This window comes from Kaistia adipata DSM 17808 (assembly GCF_000423225.1).
Lineage (GTDB): Bacteria > Pseudomonadota > Alphaproteobacteria > Rhizobiales > Kaistiaceae > Kaistia > Kaistia adipata.
In genome coordinates, this window is the sequence record NZ_AUHO01000011.1 from 63,786 (window position 1) to 77,473 (window position 13,688).

General features: G+C 67.6%; 16 protein-coding genes. 7 read left to right on the plus strand and 9 right to left on the minus strand.

From position 1 onward, the window contains the following. Window positions 1-89 precede the first annotated feature (89 nt). Complete coding sequence (locus G539_RS0111885; protein ID WP_245576871.1) at window positions 90-503, plus strand: DUF992 domain-containing protein; 414 nt, start codon at window positions 90-92, stop codon at window positions 501-503. Between the two features lie 51 nt (window positions 504-554). On the opposite strand, the gene G539_RS0111890 is transcribed toward G539_RS0111885, so the two are convergent. The 4 genes from G539_RS0111890 to G539_RS0111905 all read right to left on the minus strand — a co-directional run bounded on the left by G539_RS0111890 (window position 555) and on the right by G539_RS0111905 (window position 4,141). Continuing rightward, complete coding sequence (locus G539_RS0111890) at window positions 555-977, minus strand: GFA family protein (RefSeq protein WP_029075399.1); 423 nt, start codon at window positions 975-977, stop codon at window positions 555-557. Between the two features lie 5 nt (window positions 978-982). After that, window positions 983-2,368, minus strand: a complete 1,386-nt coding sequence (locus G539_RS0111895; protein ID WP_029075400.1) for a class II 3-deoxy-7-phosphoheptulonate synthase — start codon at window positions 2,366-2,368, stop codon at window positions 983-985. Window positions 2,369-2,502: 134 nt separating this feature from the next. Further along, window positions 2,503-3,315 (minus strand): LssY C-terminal domain-containing protein, encoded by an 813-nt coding sequence (locus tag G539_RS0111900; protein ID WP_029075401.1) that lies wholly within the window; start codon window positions 3,313-3,315, stop codon window positions 2,503-2,505. A gap of 28 nt (window positions 3,316-3,343) precedes the next feature. Continuing rightward, on the minus strand, window positions 3,344-4,141 hold the full coding sequence (locus G539_RS0111905) for a helix-turn-helix domain-containing protein (protein WP_029075402.1): 798 nt from the start codon (window positions 4,139-4,141) through the stop codon (window positions 3,344-3,346). A gap of 118 nt (window positions 4,142-4,259) precedes the next feature. Between G539_RS0111905 and G539_RS0111910 the strand changes: the two genes are divergently transcribed. Together G539_RS0111910 and G539_RS0111915 are read left to right on the plus strand one after the other, a co-directional pair. Then, window positions 4,260-4,661, plus strand: a complete 402-nt coding sequence (locus G539_RS0111910) for a hypothetical protein (RefSeq protein WP_029075403.1) — start codon at window positions 4,260-4,262, stop codon at window positions 4,659-4,661. Window positions 4,662-4,688: 27 nt separating this feature from the next. Next, entirely contained in the window at window positions 4,689-5,051 is a 363-nt protein-coding gene (locus G539_RS0111915) for a nuclear transport factor 2 family protein (protein ID WP_029075404.1), read from the plus strand. A 97-nt stretch (window positions 5,052-5,148) separates the two neighbouring features. Here the strand turns inward: G539_RS0111915 and G539_RS0111920 are convergent, their stop codons facing one another. The 4 genes from G539_RS0111920 to rpiA all read right to left on the minus strand — a co-directional run bounded on the left by G539_RS0111920 (window position 5,149) and on the right by rpiA (window position 8,797). Continuing rightward, on the minus strand, window positions 5,149-6,096 hold the full coding sequence (locus G539_RS0111920) for a DNA-3-methyladenine glycosylase family protein (RefSeq protein WP_051231329.1): 948 nt from the start codon (window positions 6,094-6,096) through the stop codon (window positions 5,149-5,151). Window positions 6,097-6,178: 82 nt separating this feature from the next. Beyond that, on the minus strand, window positions 6,179-7,558 hold the full coding sequence (gor, locus tag G539_RS0111925) for a glutathione-disulfide reductase (protein ID WP_029075406.1): 1,380 nt from the start codon (window positions 7,556-7,558) through the stop codon (window positions 6,179-6,181). Between the two features lie 5 nt (window positions 7,559-7,563). Beyond that, window positions 7,564-8,070 carry a DUF2059 domain-containing protein gene (locus G539_RS24575; protein WP_035831195.1) on the minus strand — a complete coding sequence of 169 codons (507 nt, stop codon included), beginning with the start codon at window positions 8,068-8,070 and terminating at the stop codon, window positions 7,564-7,566. Window positions 8,071-8,098: 28 nt separating this feature from the next. Then, window positions 8,099-8,797: a ribose-5-phosphate isomerase RpiA gene (rpiA, locus tag G539_RS0111935; RefSeq protein ID WP_051231339.1), complete on the minus strand. Its 699-nt coding sequence runs from the start codon at window positions 8,795-8,797 to the stop codon at window positions 8,099-8,101. 153 nt (window positions 8,798-8,950) lie between these two features. Between rpiA and gph the strand changes: the two genes are divergently transcribed. Continuing rightward, window positions 8,951-9,622, plus strand: a complete 672-nt coding sequence (gene gph, locus G539_RS0111940) for a phosphoglycolate phosphatase (protein ID WP_029075408.1) — start codon at window positions 8,951-8,953, stop codon at window positions 9,620-9,622. A gap of 24 nt (window positions 9,623-9,646) precedes the next feature. Here gph and G539_RS0111945 read toward each other — a convergent pair whose 3' ends face one another. After that, window positions 9,647-10,537, minus strand: a complete 891-nt coding sequence (locus G539_RS0111945; RefSeq protein WP_169516642.1) for a cell envelope integrity EipB family protein — start codon at window positions 10,535-10,537, stop codon at window positions 9,647-9,649. A gap of 195 nt (window positions 10,538-10,732) precedes the next feature. Between G539_RS0111945 and G539_RS0111950 the strand changes: the two genes are divergently transcribed. The 3 genes from G539_RS0111950 (at window position 10,733) to G539_RS0111960 (ending at window position 13,687) form a co-directional block, all read left to right on the plus strand. Further along, a complete protein-coding gene (locus G539_RS0111950) occupies window positions 10,733-11,197 on the plus strand; it encodes a RidA family protein (RefSeq protein WP_029075410.1) in 465 nt (154 codons plus the stop codon). Window positions 11,198-11,202: 5 nt separating this feature from the next. Further along, window positions 11,203-11,970, plus strand: a complete 768-nt coding sequence (locus G539_RS0111955) for a glycerophosphodiester phosphodiesterase family protein (protein WP_035831199.1) — start codon at window positions 11,203-11,205, stop codon at window positions 11,968-11,970. A gap of 442 nt (window positions 11,971-12,412) precedes the next feature. Further along, the gene (locus G539_RS0111960; RefSeq protein ID WP_029075411.1) at window positions 12,413-13,687 is read left to right on the plus strand and encodes a GNAT family N-acetyltransferase; all 1,275 of its coding nucleotides are present in this window, start codon (window positions 12,413-12,415) and stop codon (window positions 13,685-13,687) included. Window position 13,688 lies beyond the last annotated feature (1 nt).

Consider the following 13,688-nt stretch of genomic DNA (forward strand, 5'->3'; position numbering starts at 1 on the left):
AGCCTCCCCCACTGAGCATGAGGTCGACCATGTCGAGACTGCACAAGGCTTTTCTGGCAGCCGTTCTGGCCGCTGCAACCACCCTTCCCATGGCCACGACTGCGCAGGCCGCCGTCAAGACCGGCGTCCTGACCTGCCGCGTCGCCGCCGGTGTCGGCCTGGTGTTCGGCTCGCGCCGCAACGTCGAGTGTGATTTCCGCTCCAGCCGCGGCAACATCGAGAAGTACACCGGCCGCATCGGCCGCGTCGGCCTCGATATCGGCGTCACCCGCAACAGCGTGATCGTCTGGAACGTGTTCGAGCCGACCCGCCGCCATGGCGATCTCACGGGCCGCTACACGGGCGCCACGGCGCAGGCGACGATCGGCGTCGGCCTCGGCGCGAACGTCCTGATCGGTGGCGGCGAGAACAGCATCGCGCTGCAGCCGCTCTCGGTGAGCGCCCAGACCGGCCTCAACCTGGCCGCCGGCGTCAGCTCGCTGCACCTGACCCGCGTCCGCTGAGCGGAAGCGCCGACAGAGAATGGTTGCGGCCCTTGCGGCCGCAGCCGTTCGTCAGGGACCGGCAGATTTCGGACGCCGCCGGCCAAGGGCGGGCGCGTCCCCCTCGATCTCGTAATAGTCGCCCTTGTCGGCGACGAAGATGTGCTTGTCCCAGGTCACGCCGGTCGGCCCCTCGAAGCCGCCCATGGCGATTGCCATCCGGGGTCGCTCGTCGCTCTCCCAGAACAGCACCGATCCGCACACGCCGCAGAAGCCGCGCCGCGCGAAATCGGACGACTGGTACCAGCGCAGGCTGGGCTCGCCCTCGATGACGAGATCCTCCGTCGCGACCGAGGTCGAGGCGAGGAAATGTCCGGTCTGCTTGCGGCACATGGTGCAGTGGCAGCCGACCACCGGCTCGAGCGGGCCGCTGACGCGATAGCGCACCGCGCCGCAGAGGCAGGCGCCGGAATGGATTTCCCCGCCTGCCGTCATCGGCGTCAGAGCCCGGCGACGAGACGCTGCTGCGCCTCGCCCTGGCGGCTTGCCTTGAGCAGCTCCGCTACCAGGAAGGCCAGCTCGAGCGCCTGGTCCGCGTTGAGGCGCGGATCGCAATGGGTGTGGTAGCGGTCCGACAGGTCCTCGTCGGTGATCGCCCGCGCGCCGCCGGTGCATTCGGTGACGTTCTTGCCGGTCATCTCGATATGGATGCCGCCCGGCAGCGTGCCTTCGCCCTGATGCGCCTCGAAGAAGCTCTTCACTTCCTTGAGGATCAAGTCGAACGGGCGGGTCTTGTAGCCGCTCGAGGCCTTGATCGTGTTGCCGTGCATCGGGTCGCAGGACCAGACGACGGAGCGCCCTTCCCGCTCGACGGCGCGGATCAGCTGCGGCAGGTGGTCGAACACCTTGTTGGCGCCGAAGCGGCAGATCAGCGTCAGGCGGCCGGCCTCGTTCTCGGGGTTGAGCAGGTCGATCAGCTGCAGCAGGCCATCGGGCGTGAGCGACGGGCCGCACTTCAGGCCGATCGGGTTCTTCACACCGCGCATGTACTCGACATGGGCATGGTCCGGCTGGCGCGTGCGGTCACCGATCCAGAGCATGTGGCCGGAGGTAGCGTACCAATCGCCGGTCGTCGAATCGACACGCGTCATCGCCTGCTCGTAGCCGAGCAGCAGCGCCTCGTGCGAGGTGAAGAAATCGGTCGACCGCAGCGACGGGGTCGAATCCGGGTCGACGCCGCAGGCGCGCATGAACGCCATCGACTCGGAGATGCGGTTGGCGATCTCCTGGTAGTGATGGCCCTGCGGGCTGTCCTTGACGAAGCCGAGCATCCACTGGTGCACATGCTCGAGATTGGCGTAGCCGCCCTGCGCGAAGGCACGCAGCAGGTTGAGCGTCGCCGCCGACTGGCGATAGGAATCCTCGATCCGGCGCGGATCGGGAATACGCGCCTCGGGCGTGAACTCGATGCCGTTGATGTTGTCGCCGCGATAGCTCGGCAGCTCGACGCCGTTGATCGTCTCGGTCGGGGCCGAACGCGGCTTGGCGAACTGGCCGGCGATGCGGCCGACCTTCACGACCGGCATCGAGCCGGCGAAGGTCAACACGACGGCCATCTGCAGGAAGACGCGGAAGAAGTCGCGGATGTTGTCCGGGTGATGCTCCATGAAGCTCTCGGCGCAATCACCGCCCTGGAGCAGGAAGCTCTCGCCCCGCGACACGGCGGCGAGGCTCTTCTTGAGCTTGCGCGCCTCGCCGGCGAAGACGAGCGGCGGATAGCTCGAAAGCCGTCCCTCGACCGCCGCGAGACCCGCCGCATCGGCATAGTCCGGCACCTGCTGGATGGGCTTCGACCGCCAGCTGTCCGGCTTCCAACTCGTCTTCATCGTGAACGCTCCACGCCCTTGCCCACCTGCGCGCCTCACCGCGCGCGACGGACCTCATCGGCTTCTGAAAGGTGGTGCCTTATACACGCTGGAGCCCTTTGAGGAAACACGCGATCCCGTGCGTCAGCGCCGCCCTAGAACCAAGAGGCGACCTGGTGCCAGACGCGATCCTTCAGCCCGACAAAGGGCGGCGGCGGCAGGATGACGGCCGGCGAGGTCGCCTTGGTGCCGGCCGGCACCAGGCGCGACATCCAGATCTCGCCGTCGCTGTAGTACGGGTCACCCTCGCCATTGTGGCCGTTCACCGTCGGGCCGATGCCGGTGACCTGATAGGTCGCCTCGACCATGCCCGCCTTCTTCAGATCGTCGGTCAGGAGGTCGCGCACGGCGTCGATATCAGGGCCGATATGGTGGGTCACCTGCCCCGTGTCGTGGCTGAGGCCGACGCCCCGGTCGTAGGTGGCCGATCCGAGCCAGACGGGCCGCCCTTCCGCGCCCCTGTCGAGCACCTTCCAGAACCGCACATGATCGCGCTTGTCGGCGCTTTCGCCGACCGGCTTCTCGAAGGCGAAGTCCTCACGGCGGCCGTCATAGTAGAGCGGGCTGACCGGCGCATCGTGGTAGGGGCGGTCGAGCACGACGCTGCCGACGATCTCGACGCTGGAGCGCCAGGTGATCGGATCGGCCGGATACCAGCCAGCCGCGTGCATGGCGTGGAGGACATCCTGCCGTCCGCCGACGAGGCCGACATTGAGCGGATCGCCCGGAATGCCCTGTCCCGTCCGGGTCACCATCGGCCGGTCGGCGAGGCCCGGCTGATGCTCGTAGTGCGTCCAGGCCATCGGCAGCACGACATAGGCGGCGAGCCCATAGAGCGCGAGCGCCACGACCAGGATCGTGGCGAGATTTCGTAGCCTCAGCCGTTCGACAAGCGTCCGCGTCGCCATCGTTCCATCCCCAGCCCCGACGGCTGCATCATGGCTGAGCTGCGGCGCGACGCAAGATTTCCGCCGTGGTATCGTCGGCGGGAAAGAAGGATTCGATCGCCAGCTCCGATAGCGTCACGTCGACGGGCGTACCGAACAGGGTCGTCGCCGAGAGGAAGGACAGCATCTCCCCTCCGACGCGGACACGGAACGGCACGGCGATGCCGGCGAGGTCGTCCCTCGCGACCGGTCGCTGCTCGCTGTGCGAGGGATAGGCGCGCAGCTCGTCGAGCAGGTCGGTCAGCCCGGCGTCGCCGGTCAGGTCGATCTCATGCGCAAGCCGCGCCAGCAGGTGGCCACGCCATTCCGCGAGATTGTCGGTACGCGCCGCCAGCCCCTCCGGATGCAGCGCCAGCCGTAGCACGTTCACGGGTGGCTCCAGCAGAACCGGCGACACGCCGGCGACGAGGCGCATCACGGCCTCGTTGGCGGCGATCAGGTTCCAGTGCCGGTCGATGGCGAGCGCTGGAAAGGGCTCGTGCCCCTTGAGGATCCGCTCGACGGCGCGCTGGATGGCCGCAAGCCCCGCATCATCCAGCTTTCGCTCGCCATAGGCCGGGGCATGGCCCGCCGCCACCAGCATCCGGTTCTGCTCGCGCAACGGCACGGCGAGCTCGGTCGCGAGCCGCAACACCATCTCGCGGGAGGGGCGCGACCGCCCCGTCTCGATGAAGCTGAGGTGCCGGGTCGACAGCTCGGCGTCGCCGGCGAGTTCCATCTGGCTCAGGCGCCGGCGCTGGCGCCAGTCGCGGATCTGTTCGCCGATCGGGCGCGGATTCGTGTCCATGCGGCGACGATAGCGCGCCGATTCGCGCCGATCCAATTACCTCCGAGGTAATCGACTTCATGCCCTCCAGCCGCAAATCTCCGCTCCGTCAGCAACGATGGAACCGAGGAACGAACCCATGAGCCTTACCTCTCACCCGAACTTCCTGCGTGGCGTGCTTCTCGCCGATGCGGCGAGCTGTCTCGTCATGGGCGGCGCCCTGATAGCAGGCGCCGACCTGCTGTCGGGATGGTTCGGCCTTCCCGCCGCGCTGCTTCAGCAGGCCGGCCTGCTTCTCCTTCCCTTCACGGCCTTCCTGACCCTGGTCGCGACGCGGCCCACGATCTCCCGCCCGGCCGTCTGGCTGGCCGTCGCCTGCAACGTCGCCTGGGTCCTCGGCAGCGGCGCGCTTCTGGTCAGCGGCCTCGTCGCCCCCACCCTCTTCGGCTTCGCCTTCGTGATCGCACAGGCCCTGATCGTCCTGCTGGTCACCGAAGTCGAGATCATCGGCCTGCGCCGCGCCGAACCCGTTCCCGCCTGAAAATCCCCCTCTTCAAGGAGACCTCCAATGACCGACATCAACACCCTCGTCAGCAACTACATCGCCAGCTTCAACGAAACCGACGCGGACAAGCGCCTCGCGCTGATCGGCGAGACCTTCGCGGAGGGGGCGACCTATGTCGACCCGCTGATGCAGAGCGAAGGCCGGCACGGCATCGACCGGATGCTGGCGGCCGTCCAGGAACGCTTCGCCGGGCTCACCTTCAAGCAGGTCGGCAAGGTCGACGCCTATGGCGACCGCGTCCGCTTCTCCTGGGAACTGGGTCCGGCGGACGGCCCATCCATCGCCGGCGGCACGGACTTCGCTACCGTCGAGGCCGGCCGACTGGCCGCAATCGTCGGCTTCCTGGATTTCGTCCCGGCCGCCTAGGGTATTTCCTCGTTTCCAGGAAACGAGGAAATACCCAACTTCTTGTCGGGTCGCGTTCTCTTCACGCGAACCGACATCCACTTCGCTCGAAAACGCTCTAGGCGTCCGCCAGGCTGGCCCAGAGATGGGCGGTCGCGAGGCTTCGATGCGGGGCGAACGCCTGCATCGAGGCCTCCTGCATCTTGGCGTCCGGTCGCTCGGGCAGATCCAAGAGGCGCTGCAGCGCCGCGGCGAGACCGGAATCGCCGATCGGCGCCATGTCGGGAAAGCCGAAGCCACGGAGCAGGATGTAGCGCGCCGTCCAGGTGCCGATGCCGCGCACGGCGACCAGCGCCGCTTCCGCGTCCGCCGCCGTTCCTTCGGCAAGCGAGTCGAGCGATAGCGCGCCATCGGCCACGAGCCGCGCCGTTCCGATCAGATAGCTCGCCTTGGAGCGCGAAAAGCGCAGCGCCGTCAGGTCCTCGACCTCGAGCGAGGCGACACGGGCGGGATCGGGATGGGCGCGTAGGCCGCTTTCCGCGTGGAGCGGGCCGGTGCGCTCGATCATTGCCCGACGCAACGCCGCCGCGAAGGTCAGGTTGATCTGCTGGCCGATGATCGCCCAGCTCACGGCGTCCCAGATGTCGGCGGTCAGGGGAATGCGTAGGCCGGCGCGCGCGCCAAGGATCCTGCCTCGGTCGGCCCGCGTGGCCACCAGCGCCTCGAAGCCGTCGGGATCGCTGCCGAGCCCGAGCATGCGTCCGGCGATCGCCGCCACGCGCTCGGGCGACAACACGGCCCGGTCCAGCCGGATCCGGGCGAGTGGGTTTTCAGGATGACCTGCGTCTGCCAGGTCGATCTCAAGCCGGCGCGCCACGCCATCGACGAGAAGCGTCTTGGCGATCACACGGCCCGAAACCCGCTCGCTGACGCTCAGCGGGTCGCGGCCGTGATAGGCGAGCGCATAGTCGGGGCGGTAACCCGCCCCGAGTGGCAAATCGAGCGTGAGAGCGCCATCGCCCGCGATCCTGTCGTCCATCCGCACCTCGTCCGGCTTGTCCGGCACCGGCTATCCGATGTTGGCGCGGCGGGCGCTCCGGATCTTGCCTTCGAATTCGAAGGCAAGACTGCCATGTGCCGGCAGCGCCTCAGGCCGTGCGACGATGCCGCGTGGTGGGTTGGCGCATCGTGACGAGCTCCTCGGCCGCCGTCGGATGCAGCGCCATGGTGGCGTCGAAATCCGCCTTGGTGGCCCGCATCTTGAGCGTAATGGCGACGATCTGGATCATCTCGCCGGCATCGGGTCCGAGGATGTGGCAGCCGACGACGCGATCGCTGTCAGCATCGACGAGCAGCTTCATCAGCGTGCGCTCGTCGCGACCCGAAAGCGTGTGCTTCATCGGCCGGAAGCTGGTCTGGTAGACGTCGACCGCCTCGAACTCGGCCAGCGCCTCTTCTTCGGTCAGGCCGACCGAGCCGATCTCCGGCTGTGAGAACACCGCCTTCGGCACGCCGAGGTGATCGACCGAGATCTTCTTGCCGCCGAACACCGTGTCGGCGAAGGCATGGCCTTCGCGGATCGCCACCGGTGTCAGGTTGATCCGGTTGGTGACGTCGCCGACCGCATAGATCGACGGCACGTTCGACTGCGAATAGGCGTCGACCACGATTGCGCCGGAACCATCGAGCGCGACACCGGCCTTCTCCAGGCCGAGGCCGCTCGTATTCGGCCGCCGACCGGTGGCGAGCATGACCTCGCCGCAGGCGATGGCCTCGCCGCCATTCGTCCGGGCGATCAGGCCGTCGCCGCTCTTCTCGATCCCGGCGAGCGTCTCGTTCAGGAGGACACGGATGCCCTTCTTCTCGATCTCCTCGCGCAGCGTCCGCCGCATATCGGCATCGAAGCCGCGCAGCAGCCCGTCGCCGCGGTGGATCAGCGTCGTCTCGACGCCGAGTCCGTTGAAGATACCGGCGAACTCAACGGCGATATAGCCGCCGCCGACGACGACGATCTTCTCGGGCAGCCTGGCCAGATGGAACGCTTCATTGGACGAAATCGCCAGCTCGCGGCCCGGCAGGTCCGGCATGATGAACGGCGTGCCGCCGGTCGCCACCAGGATGGTCTTCGCCCGGACGAGGCGATCCTCGGCCAGGAGACGCACGGTGTGCGGGTCGACGATCTCGGCGCGGCTCTGCACGATCTTGGCGCCGGAGCGCTCGAGATTGCGGATGTAGATGCCGTTGAGCCGGTCGATCTCCTTGTCCTTGGCTGCGACGAGGCGCGACCAGTCGAAGCTCGTCTCGCCCGGCGTCCAGCCGAAGCCGACGGAATCCTCGAATTCCTCGGCGAAGCGGGACGCATAGACGAACAGCTTCTTCGGCACGCAGCCACGGATCACGCAGGTGCCGCCGACGCGGTATTCCTCCGCGACCAGGACGCTGGCGCCGTAGCCGGCCGCGATGCGGCCGGCGCGCACGCCGCCGGAACCCGCACCAATGATGAAGAGATCGACGTCGAACTGGGTCATGGCGACTAGAGGTCGATGCCCTTCTTCTTCAGCCCTTCGCGCGACTTCTCGAACAGCTCCTCGCCGACGCGGTCCGACCAGCCCTTGACCGACTGCAGCGTCTCGCCGACGACCTTCGGGCCGATCTCGGCAAGCTTGGCGCCGGCCGGGCTCTTGTAGAACTCGGCGATCGCCTTCAGCTCGTCCTCGGAGAAGTGCTTGGCCCAGATGCGGGCAACGTCATTGTCGAGGTCCTTGCGGCGGGCGACGAGCTCGAGCGCCTGGGCGTCGACCACTTCGGCGATCGCCTGGTGCTGGTCGGGACGCAGGCGGATCAGCTTGTTCTGGGTCTGCTGCGACAGAAGCGGCAGCAGGTTGTCGAAACCGCGCGAGGTCTTCGCCGCATGGACGGCGTCGAGCGCGGCCGCGACGTGGGAATCGGTCACTTCCTGCGCCTGGGCGAAGCCGGCCGAGCCCATGGCGAGACCGGCGGCCAGCACGGCTGCGCCGATGGATTTGCGGATGAAGGTCATGGAGAAACTCCCGATGGGCGAAATGATGTTAGGCCACCAACCAGCTGATGCCTTCCGGACGAGCGATGACGGCGGCGGAGGCTAGTCCGATGAAGAGCCCGTGCTCCACGACCCCCGGAATCGCCGCAAGGGCAAGACTCAAGGCTTCTGGATCGCGAATACGGCCAAAAGATGCATCGATGATGGCATGGCCACCGTCGGTGACGAAGGGATTTCCGTCCGCCGCAAGACGCCGGGTCAGCGTGACAGGCATAGCGAGGCGGGCGGCCGCGTCGGCGATCGCGGCGACAGTGGCGCCGATGCCGAAATGATTGACTTCGATGGGCAGCGGAAAGGCGCCGAGCGTGTCGACCAGCTTGGTGCCGTCGACGATGACGATCATCTCGCGGGACGCCGCGGCGACGATCTTCTCGCGCAGCAGCGCGCCGCCGCCGCCCTTGATCAGGCGCAGATGGCCGTCGATCTCGTCGGCGCCGTCGATGGTCAGGTCGAGGCGAGGGGTCTCTTCCAGCGTGGTGAGCGGCACGCCTTCGGCGCGCGCCAGCGCGGCGGTGCGCTCCGAGGACGGAACGCCGACGACCTGGAGCCCGTCGCGAACCCGCGCGCCGAGGCCACGAATGAAGTGATTGGCCGTCGATCCCGAGCCGAGGCCGAGCTTCATGCCGGATTCGACCTTCTCGAGCGCGGCGAGCGCCGCCTGCTTCTTCAGTTCATCGCTGTTGATCATCATCACTGCACGTTGTGAAATCGACGCCGTTCCGGCGCGGCTTGTTAGCATGGGCCAAGGCCGTCGCCAACGTCCCCGCGACATCCTCCCGCCTTTCGCGGAGCGGCCCGGCTTGTTAGCCTTCCGTTACCCCTCGCAGGAATCCCCTCGCCCATGCGCCCGATTCTCGTCTTCGACCTCGACGGCACGCTCGTCGACACCGCCACCGATCTCGTCGCGACGCTGAATGTCGTACTCGAGCAGGAAGGCCTCGACACCGTTCCATACGAAGACGCCCGATCGATGGTCGGCCATGGCGCGCGCGTGCTGATCGAGCGCGGCCTCGCCGCCAACAACGTCACCCGCGACGCCGCCACCATCGACCGGCTATTCGATACCTACATCGCCTATTACGCGGCCCATATCGCCGACACCAGCCGCCCCTTCGAGGGCGTCGTCGCGGCCCTCGACCATTTCGCCGCCGAGGGCTGGCTTCTCGCCGTCTGCACCAACAAGCTCGAGGGCCTGTCGATGCTGCTGCTCGACGCGCTCGGCCTGTCGGAGCGCTTCGCGGCGATCTGCGGCGCCGACACCTTCGCGGCGCGCAAGCCCGATCCGCTGGCGCTCAACGAGACGATCCGGCGCGCCGGTGGCAACCCGGCCCGGGCGGTGATGGTGGGCGATTCGAAGACCGACATCGACACGGCGAAGGCCGCCGGCATCCCGGTCGTCGCGGTCGATTTCGGCTATACGCCGGTGCCGGTTACCGAGCTCGGCCCCGACGTCGTCATCAGCCACTTCGACGAGCTCCGCGACGCGGTCGCCACGGTGCTGGTCGAGGCCTGACGGCGCCGCCCCGGGGCGCGCCCGTCAATGGCAGTGCTTGCCGGACACCTTGATCGGCTTCATATCGAGACGGACCAGCTTGCCCGTCAGGGCGAAGTCGCCATAGTCGAGCCGCATCCGCCGCGTCACGCCGTTCTCGTAGACGATGAAGGAAAGCTGGTAGGACGGCTTCTGCTCGCCATCGACCTTCTCGTCGAAATAGCTGAGCGTCACCGGCCAGTGGCGGACATCGGCGATGCCGGCCGCCTTCGCCGTCGCCTCGTCGCCGAGATTGTCGGCGCCGGTATTGACCGCACCGATGACGGCGGCGGTGGCATAGGGCTTCTCGCCCTTCTCCGAGCCGTCGAACAGGTCGACCTGGACGAAATGCTCGCCGCGGCCGGCCGCGTCGATGATCCGCGCCAGGTGCTGGCTCGGGAACTGAAAGCGCGTCGGAATGTCGAAGCGGCGCGATTTCGGCTTCGCCATCGTCACGTGCAGCTTGCCGTTCTCGCGCTCGGCCGAGCCGGTCGAATCCTCGGTCAGCGTGCCGTCGACATAGCTCTTCGTGGCGAAGGAGAAGCTCTTGCCGTCCGGATCCTCGAAGGTCGAGGTGACGACGTCGGTCAGCCGCGTGTTGCCGTCGCTGTCGCTGATCCGCGTGACGAAGCGGAGCTTGGTATTGTAGCCGTCGCAGTGCGAACCGCCGAAATGGTAGACCATCCGCCCTTCGGCATCGCTGATCGTGTCGGAGCTCGCTCCGGCGTCGAGGCTCAGATCGTAGACGGCCTCATGCGGCGACAATCCCGGCACCGGCGCGGAGGACAGGGCCTGCGCGCCGCCGGGCATGGCGAGCCAGGCGGCGGCGACGCCCGTCGCAAGCGCCAATCCCCTGCCCGAGATCCTGCGGGCGGCCTTCATCGATACGGACGTCATTCTGGCTCCATCGTCGTCAAGCCGACATAGGGCTGAGATAGAGCCCATTTCAATCAGCAAAAGGGCGAAAGGTCTACGAGCCGCAATTTGCGGGCCTGCAAGCTGTGGTTTCACGGATGGCTTGCGGCGCCCCCGGTTTCGGGCCAAACCGGAAGCTCCACGGCCAAGCCGCAAGAACCTTGAGGAGAACCCTGCATGACGAGCCAGACCGAAAGCCGCCTCGAGGCGCTCGGAATCAAGCTGCCCGCCGCGGCGGCGCCCGCCGCCAACTATGTTCCCGCCGTCGAGAGCCAGGGCTATCTCTACATTTCCGGCCAGATCCCGATGGGCCCGAACGGCGTCGAATATGTCGGCAAGCTTGGCCAGGAACTCGACATCGCCGCCGGCCAGGCCGCGGCGCGACTCTGCGCCATCAACATCCTCGCTCAGGCCAAGGCGGCGCTCGGCGATCTCGACCGGATCGCCCGCGTCGTGAAGCTGGTCGGCTTCGTCAATTCCGACCCCGCCTTCCTCGATCACCCCAAGGTCGTCAACGGCGCCTCCGACTTCATGGTCGAGGCGCTGGGCGACAAGGGCCGCCATGCCCGTTCCGCCGTCGGCGTCGCCGCGCTGCCCTTCAATGTCGGCGTCGAAGTCGAAGCCATCCTCGAAATCGCCTGAGTATCATGACCGCATCCACCACGACCGTTCCCGACTGGTTCACCGCCCGCCCGATCGCCCACCGCGCCTATCACGACGCGGCGAGCGGCCGGATCGAAAACACGCTGTCGGCCGTCCAGGCCGCGATCGACCACCGATTCGCGATCGAGGTCGACCTGCAGCTGACCCAGGACGGCGCGGTCGTGGTGTTCCACGACGACACGGTCGATCGCCTGCTCCAGGCGACCGGCCGCGTCGATGCGATGACGCTCGCGGCGCTGAAGGCCACCGCCTTCCGCCAGGGCGGTGATGTCGTGCCGACCCTCGACGAGCTGCTCGCGACCGTCGCCGGCAAGGTGCCGCTGGTGATCGAGCTGAAGAGCAACTGGGACGGCAATCGCCGTCTGGAGCAGGCCGTCGCGCCGATCCTCGCCCGCTATGACGGGCCGGCCGTCGTCATGTCGTTCGATCCGGGCTCGATGGCCGTCATGCAATGGCTGCTGCCGGAAATGCCGCGCGGCATCGTCGCCGACCGATACACCGACCTCGACGAATGGGGCTTCCTGACGCCGCGCCAGCGCTTCGAGCTGCGCAATCTCTCGGCGGTGCCGCATGTCGGGGCGTCCTTCGTTTCCTACGACCAGCACGGCCTGCCCTCCTTCGCGCCGTCCAGGGTCCGCTCCCTCGGCCTGCCGGTCATCACCTGGACCATCCGCAACCGCGAGCAGGCGGCCCGCGTCGCCCCCTTCGTCGACCAGATCACCTTCGAAGGTTTCGATCCCGACGCGGCGTGAGGGCGTTTTCGCAGACGCGACGGCGAAGGAGATTGCAACGGCCGCCCGCCTGAGAACCTCAAGCCGGGCCCCAAGCTCGCCGTCATCCCGGCCCCCGAGCCGGGATCCATTTCCGCCGGGTTGCCAGCTGCCCAGGATCGGTGCGGCAGAAGGATGGATTCCTGCTTTCGCAGGAATGACGGCGGAGCGTGGTGACGCCGGCGCATCCCGAAAGTCCTCCGCGTCCCCCACGCTCGCCGTCATCCCGGCCTCCGAGCCGGGATCCATTTCCGCTGGGTTGCCAGTTGCCGAGGATCGGTGCGGCGGAAGAATGGATTCCTGCTTTCGCAGGAATGACGGTGCATGACGAAGCCCGCCACCCCCCACGTCATGACTTGCGCTTGCGGCATTCCGCCTTAGATGCTGGGATGCCGCCATCCGCCAAGCGAGAGCGCCTTCCCCCATGACCGCTGCCTCCGATGCGCGTCTCAGCGTCGTTTCCTCCTTGAGCCAGATCGAACGACGGGACTGGGACGCCTGCGCCAATCCCGGCTGGGATTCCGATCGCCCGTTCGGCGACGATCCCTCCGCCTTCCTAAGGGCTTGGCACGGGTTGGCGGAATCAGGATCTGAAGCCTCCGCGCTTGAATCAAAATCTCAACGGGCCGCCTATAACCCCTTCGTATCGCATGACTTTCTGAAGGCGCTCGAGGAATCCGGTTCGGCCACGGCGCGTACCGGATGGCTCGGCCGGCATCTGGTCCTCGAAGGCGAGGACGGACGCCCGGCCGGCCTCGTGCCCTGCTACCAGAAGCCCCATTCGATGGGCGAATATGTCTTCGACCAGGGCTGGGCCGAGGCCTATGAGCGCGCCGGCGGCGACTATTATCCGAAGCTGCAGGTGTCCGTGCCCTTCACGCCGGCGACCGGCCCGCGCCTCCTGGTGCGCGAGGGCGCCCCGCCGCAGACGCGCGCGCTGCTCGCCGCCGGCCTGGTCGCGCTCGCCCGCCAGCTCGGCAGTTCCTCCGTGCACGCCACCTTCCTCGAGGAGGTTGACGCCGACCTCCTCGACGACAGCGGCTTCCTGGCCCGGACCGACCAGCAGTTCCACTTCATCAACGAGGGCTATCGCGACTTCGAGGATTTCCTCGGCGCGCTCGCCTCGCGCAAGCGCAAGGTGATCCGGCGCGAGCGCCGCGAGGCGCTGGCCGGCGGCATCACCGTCGAGCACCTGACGGGCAAGACCATCAGCGAGGACGACTGGGACGCGTTCTTCGGCTTCTACATGGACACCGGCTCGCGCAAATGGGGCCGCCCCTATCTGAACCGGCTGTTCTTCTCGCTCCTCGGCGAGCGCATGGCGGACCGGATCCTGCTGATCCTGGCGAAGCGCGACGGCCGGCCGATCGCCGGCGCGCTCAACCTGATCGGCTCGGATGCGCTCTACGGCCGCTACTGGGGCACGACCGAGGACGTGCCGTTCCTGCATTTCGAGCTCTGCTATCACCAGGCCGTCGACTGGGCGATCGCGCACGGCCTGCCGCGCGTCGAAGCCGGCGCGCAGGGCGACCACAAGCTCGCCCGCGGCTACCGGCCGATCGTCACCCGCTCGGCCCACTGGATCGCCGATCGCGGGCTCCGACGCGCCGTCGCCGACTATCTGGCGCGCGAGCGCGCCGCCGTCGCCGCCGACCACGAGTTCCTCGACGAGCACACGCCCTTCAAAGCTGATACGTGAT

What these genes read in the sequence shown, in the direction of transcription:
- G539_RS0111905 (WP_029075402.1), bottom strand. Translation starts at nt 4,141, where the DNA reads ATGGACACGAATCCGCGCCCGATCGGCGAACAGATCCGCGACTGGCGC.
- G539_RS24575 (WP_035831195.1), bottom strand. Translation starts at nt 8,070, where the DNA reads ATGACCTTCATCCGCAAATCCATCGGCGCAGCCGTGCTGGCCGCCGGT.
- rpiA (WP_051231339.1), bottom strand. Translation starts at nt 8,797, where the DNA reads ATGATCAACAGCGATGAACTGAAGAAGCAGGCGGCGCTCGCCGCGCTC.
- G539_RS0111950 (WP_029075410.1), top strand. Translation starts at nt 10,733, where the DNA reads ATGACGAGCCAGACCGAAAGCCGCCTCGAGGCGCTCGGAATCAAGCTG.
- G539_RS0111890 (WP_029075399.1), bottom strand. Translation starts at nt 977, where the DNA reads ATGACGGCAGGCGGGGAAATCCATTCCGGCGCCTGCCTCTGCGGCGCG.
- G539_RS0111910 (WP_029075403.1), top strand. Translation starts at nt 4,260, where the DNA reads ATGAGCCTTACCTCTCACCCGAACTTCCTGCGTGGCGTGCTTCTCGCC.
- G539_RS0111885 (WP_245576871.1), top strand. Translation starts at nt 90, where the DNA reads ATGGCCACGACTGCGCAGGCCGCCGTCAAGACCGGCGTCCTGACCTGC.
- gor (WP_029075406.1), bottom strand. Translation starts at nt 7,558, where the DNA reads ATGACCCAGTTCGACGTCGATCTCTTCATCATTGGTGCGGGTTCCGGC.
- G539_RS0111915 (WP_029075404.1), top strand. Translation starts at nt 4,689, where the DNA reads ATGACCGACATCAACACCCTCGTCAGCAACTACATCGCCAGCTTCAAC.
- G539_RS0111960 (WP_029075411.1), top strand. Translation starts at nt 12,413, where the DNA reads ATGACCGCTGCCTCCGATGCGCGTCTCAGCGTCGTTTCCTCCTTGAGC.
- G539_RS0111900 (WP_029075401.1), bottom strand. Translation starts at nt 3,315, where the DNA reads ATGGCGACGCGGACGCTTGTCGAACGGCTGAGGCTACGAAATCTCGCC.
- G539_RS0111945 (WP_169516642.1), bottom strand. Translation starts at nt 10,537, where the DNA reads ATGACGTCCGTATCGATGAAGGCCGCCCGCAGGATCTCGGGCAGGGGA.
- G539_RS0111955 (WP_035831199.1), top strand. Translation starts at nt 11,203, where the DNA reads ATGACCGCATCCACCACGACCGTTCCCGACTGGTTCACCGCCCGCCCG.
- G539_RS0111895 (WP_029075400.1), bottom strand. Translation starts at nt 2,368, where the DNA reads ATGAAGACGAGTTGGAAGCCGGACAGCTGGCGGTCGAAGCCCATCCAG.
- gph (WP_029075408.1), top strand. Translation starts at nt 8,951, where the DNA reads ATGCGCCCGATTCTCGTCTTCGACCTCGACGGCACGCTCGTCGACACC.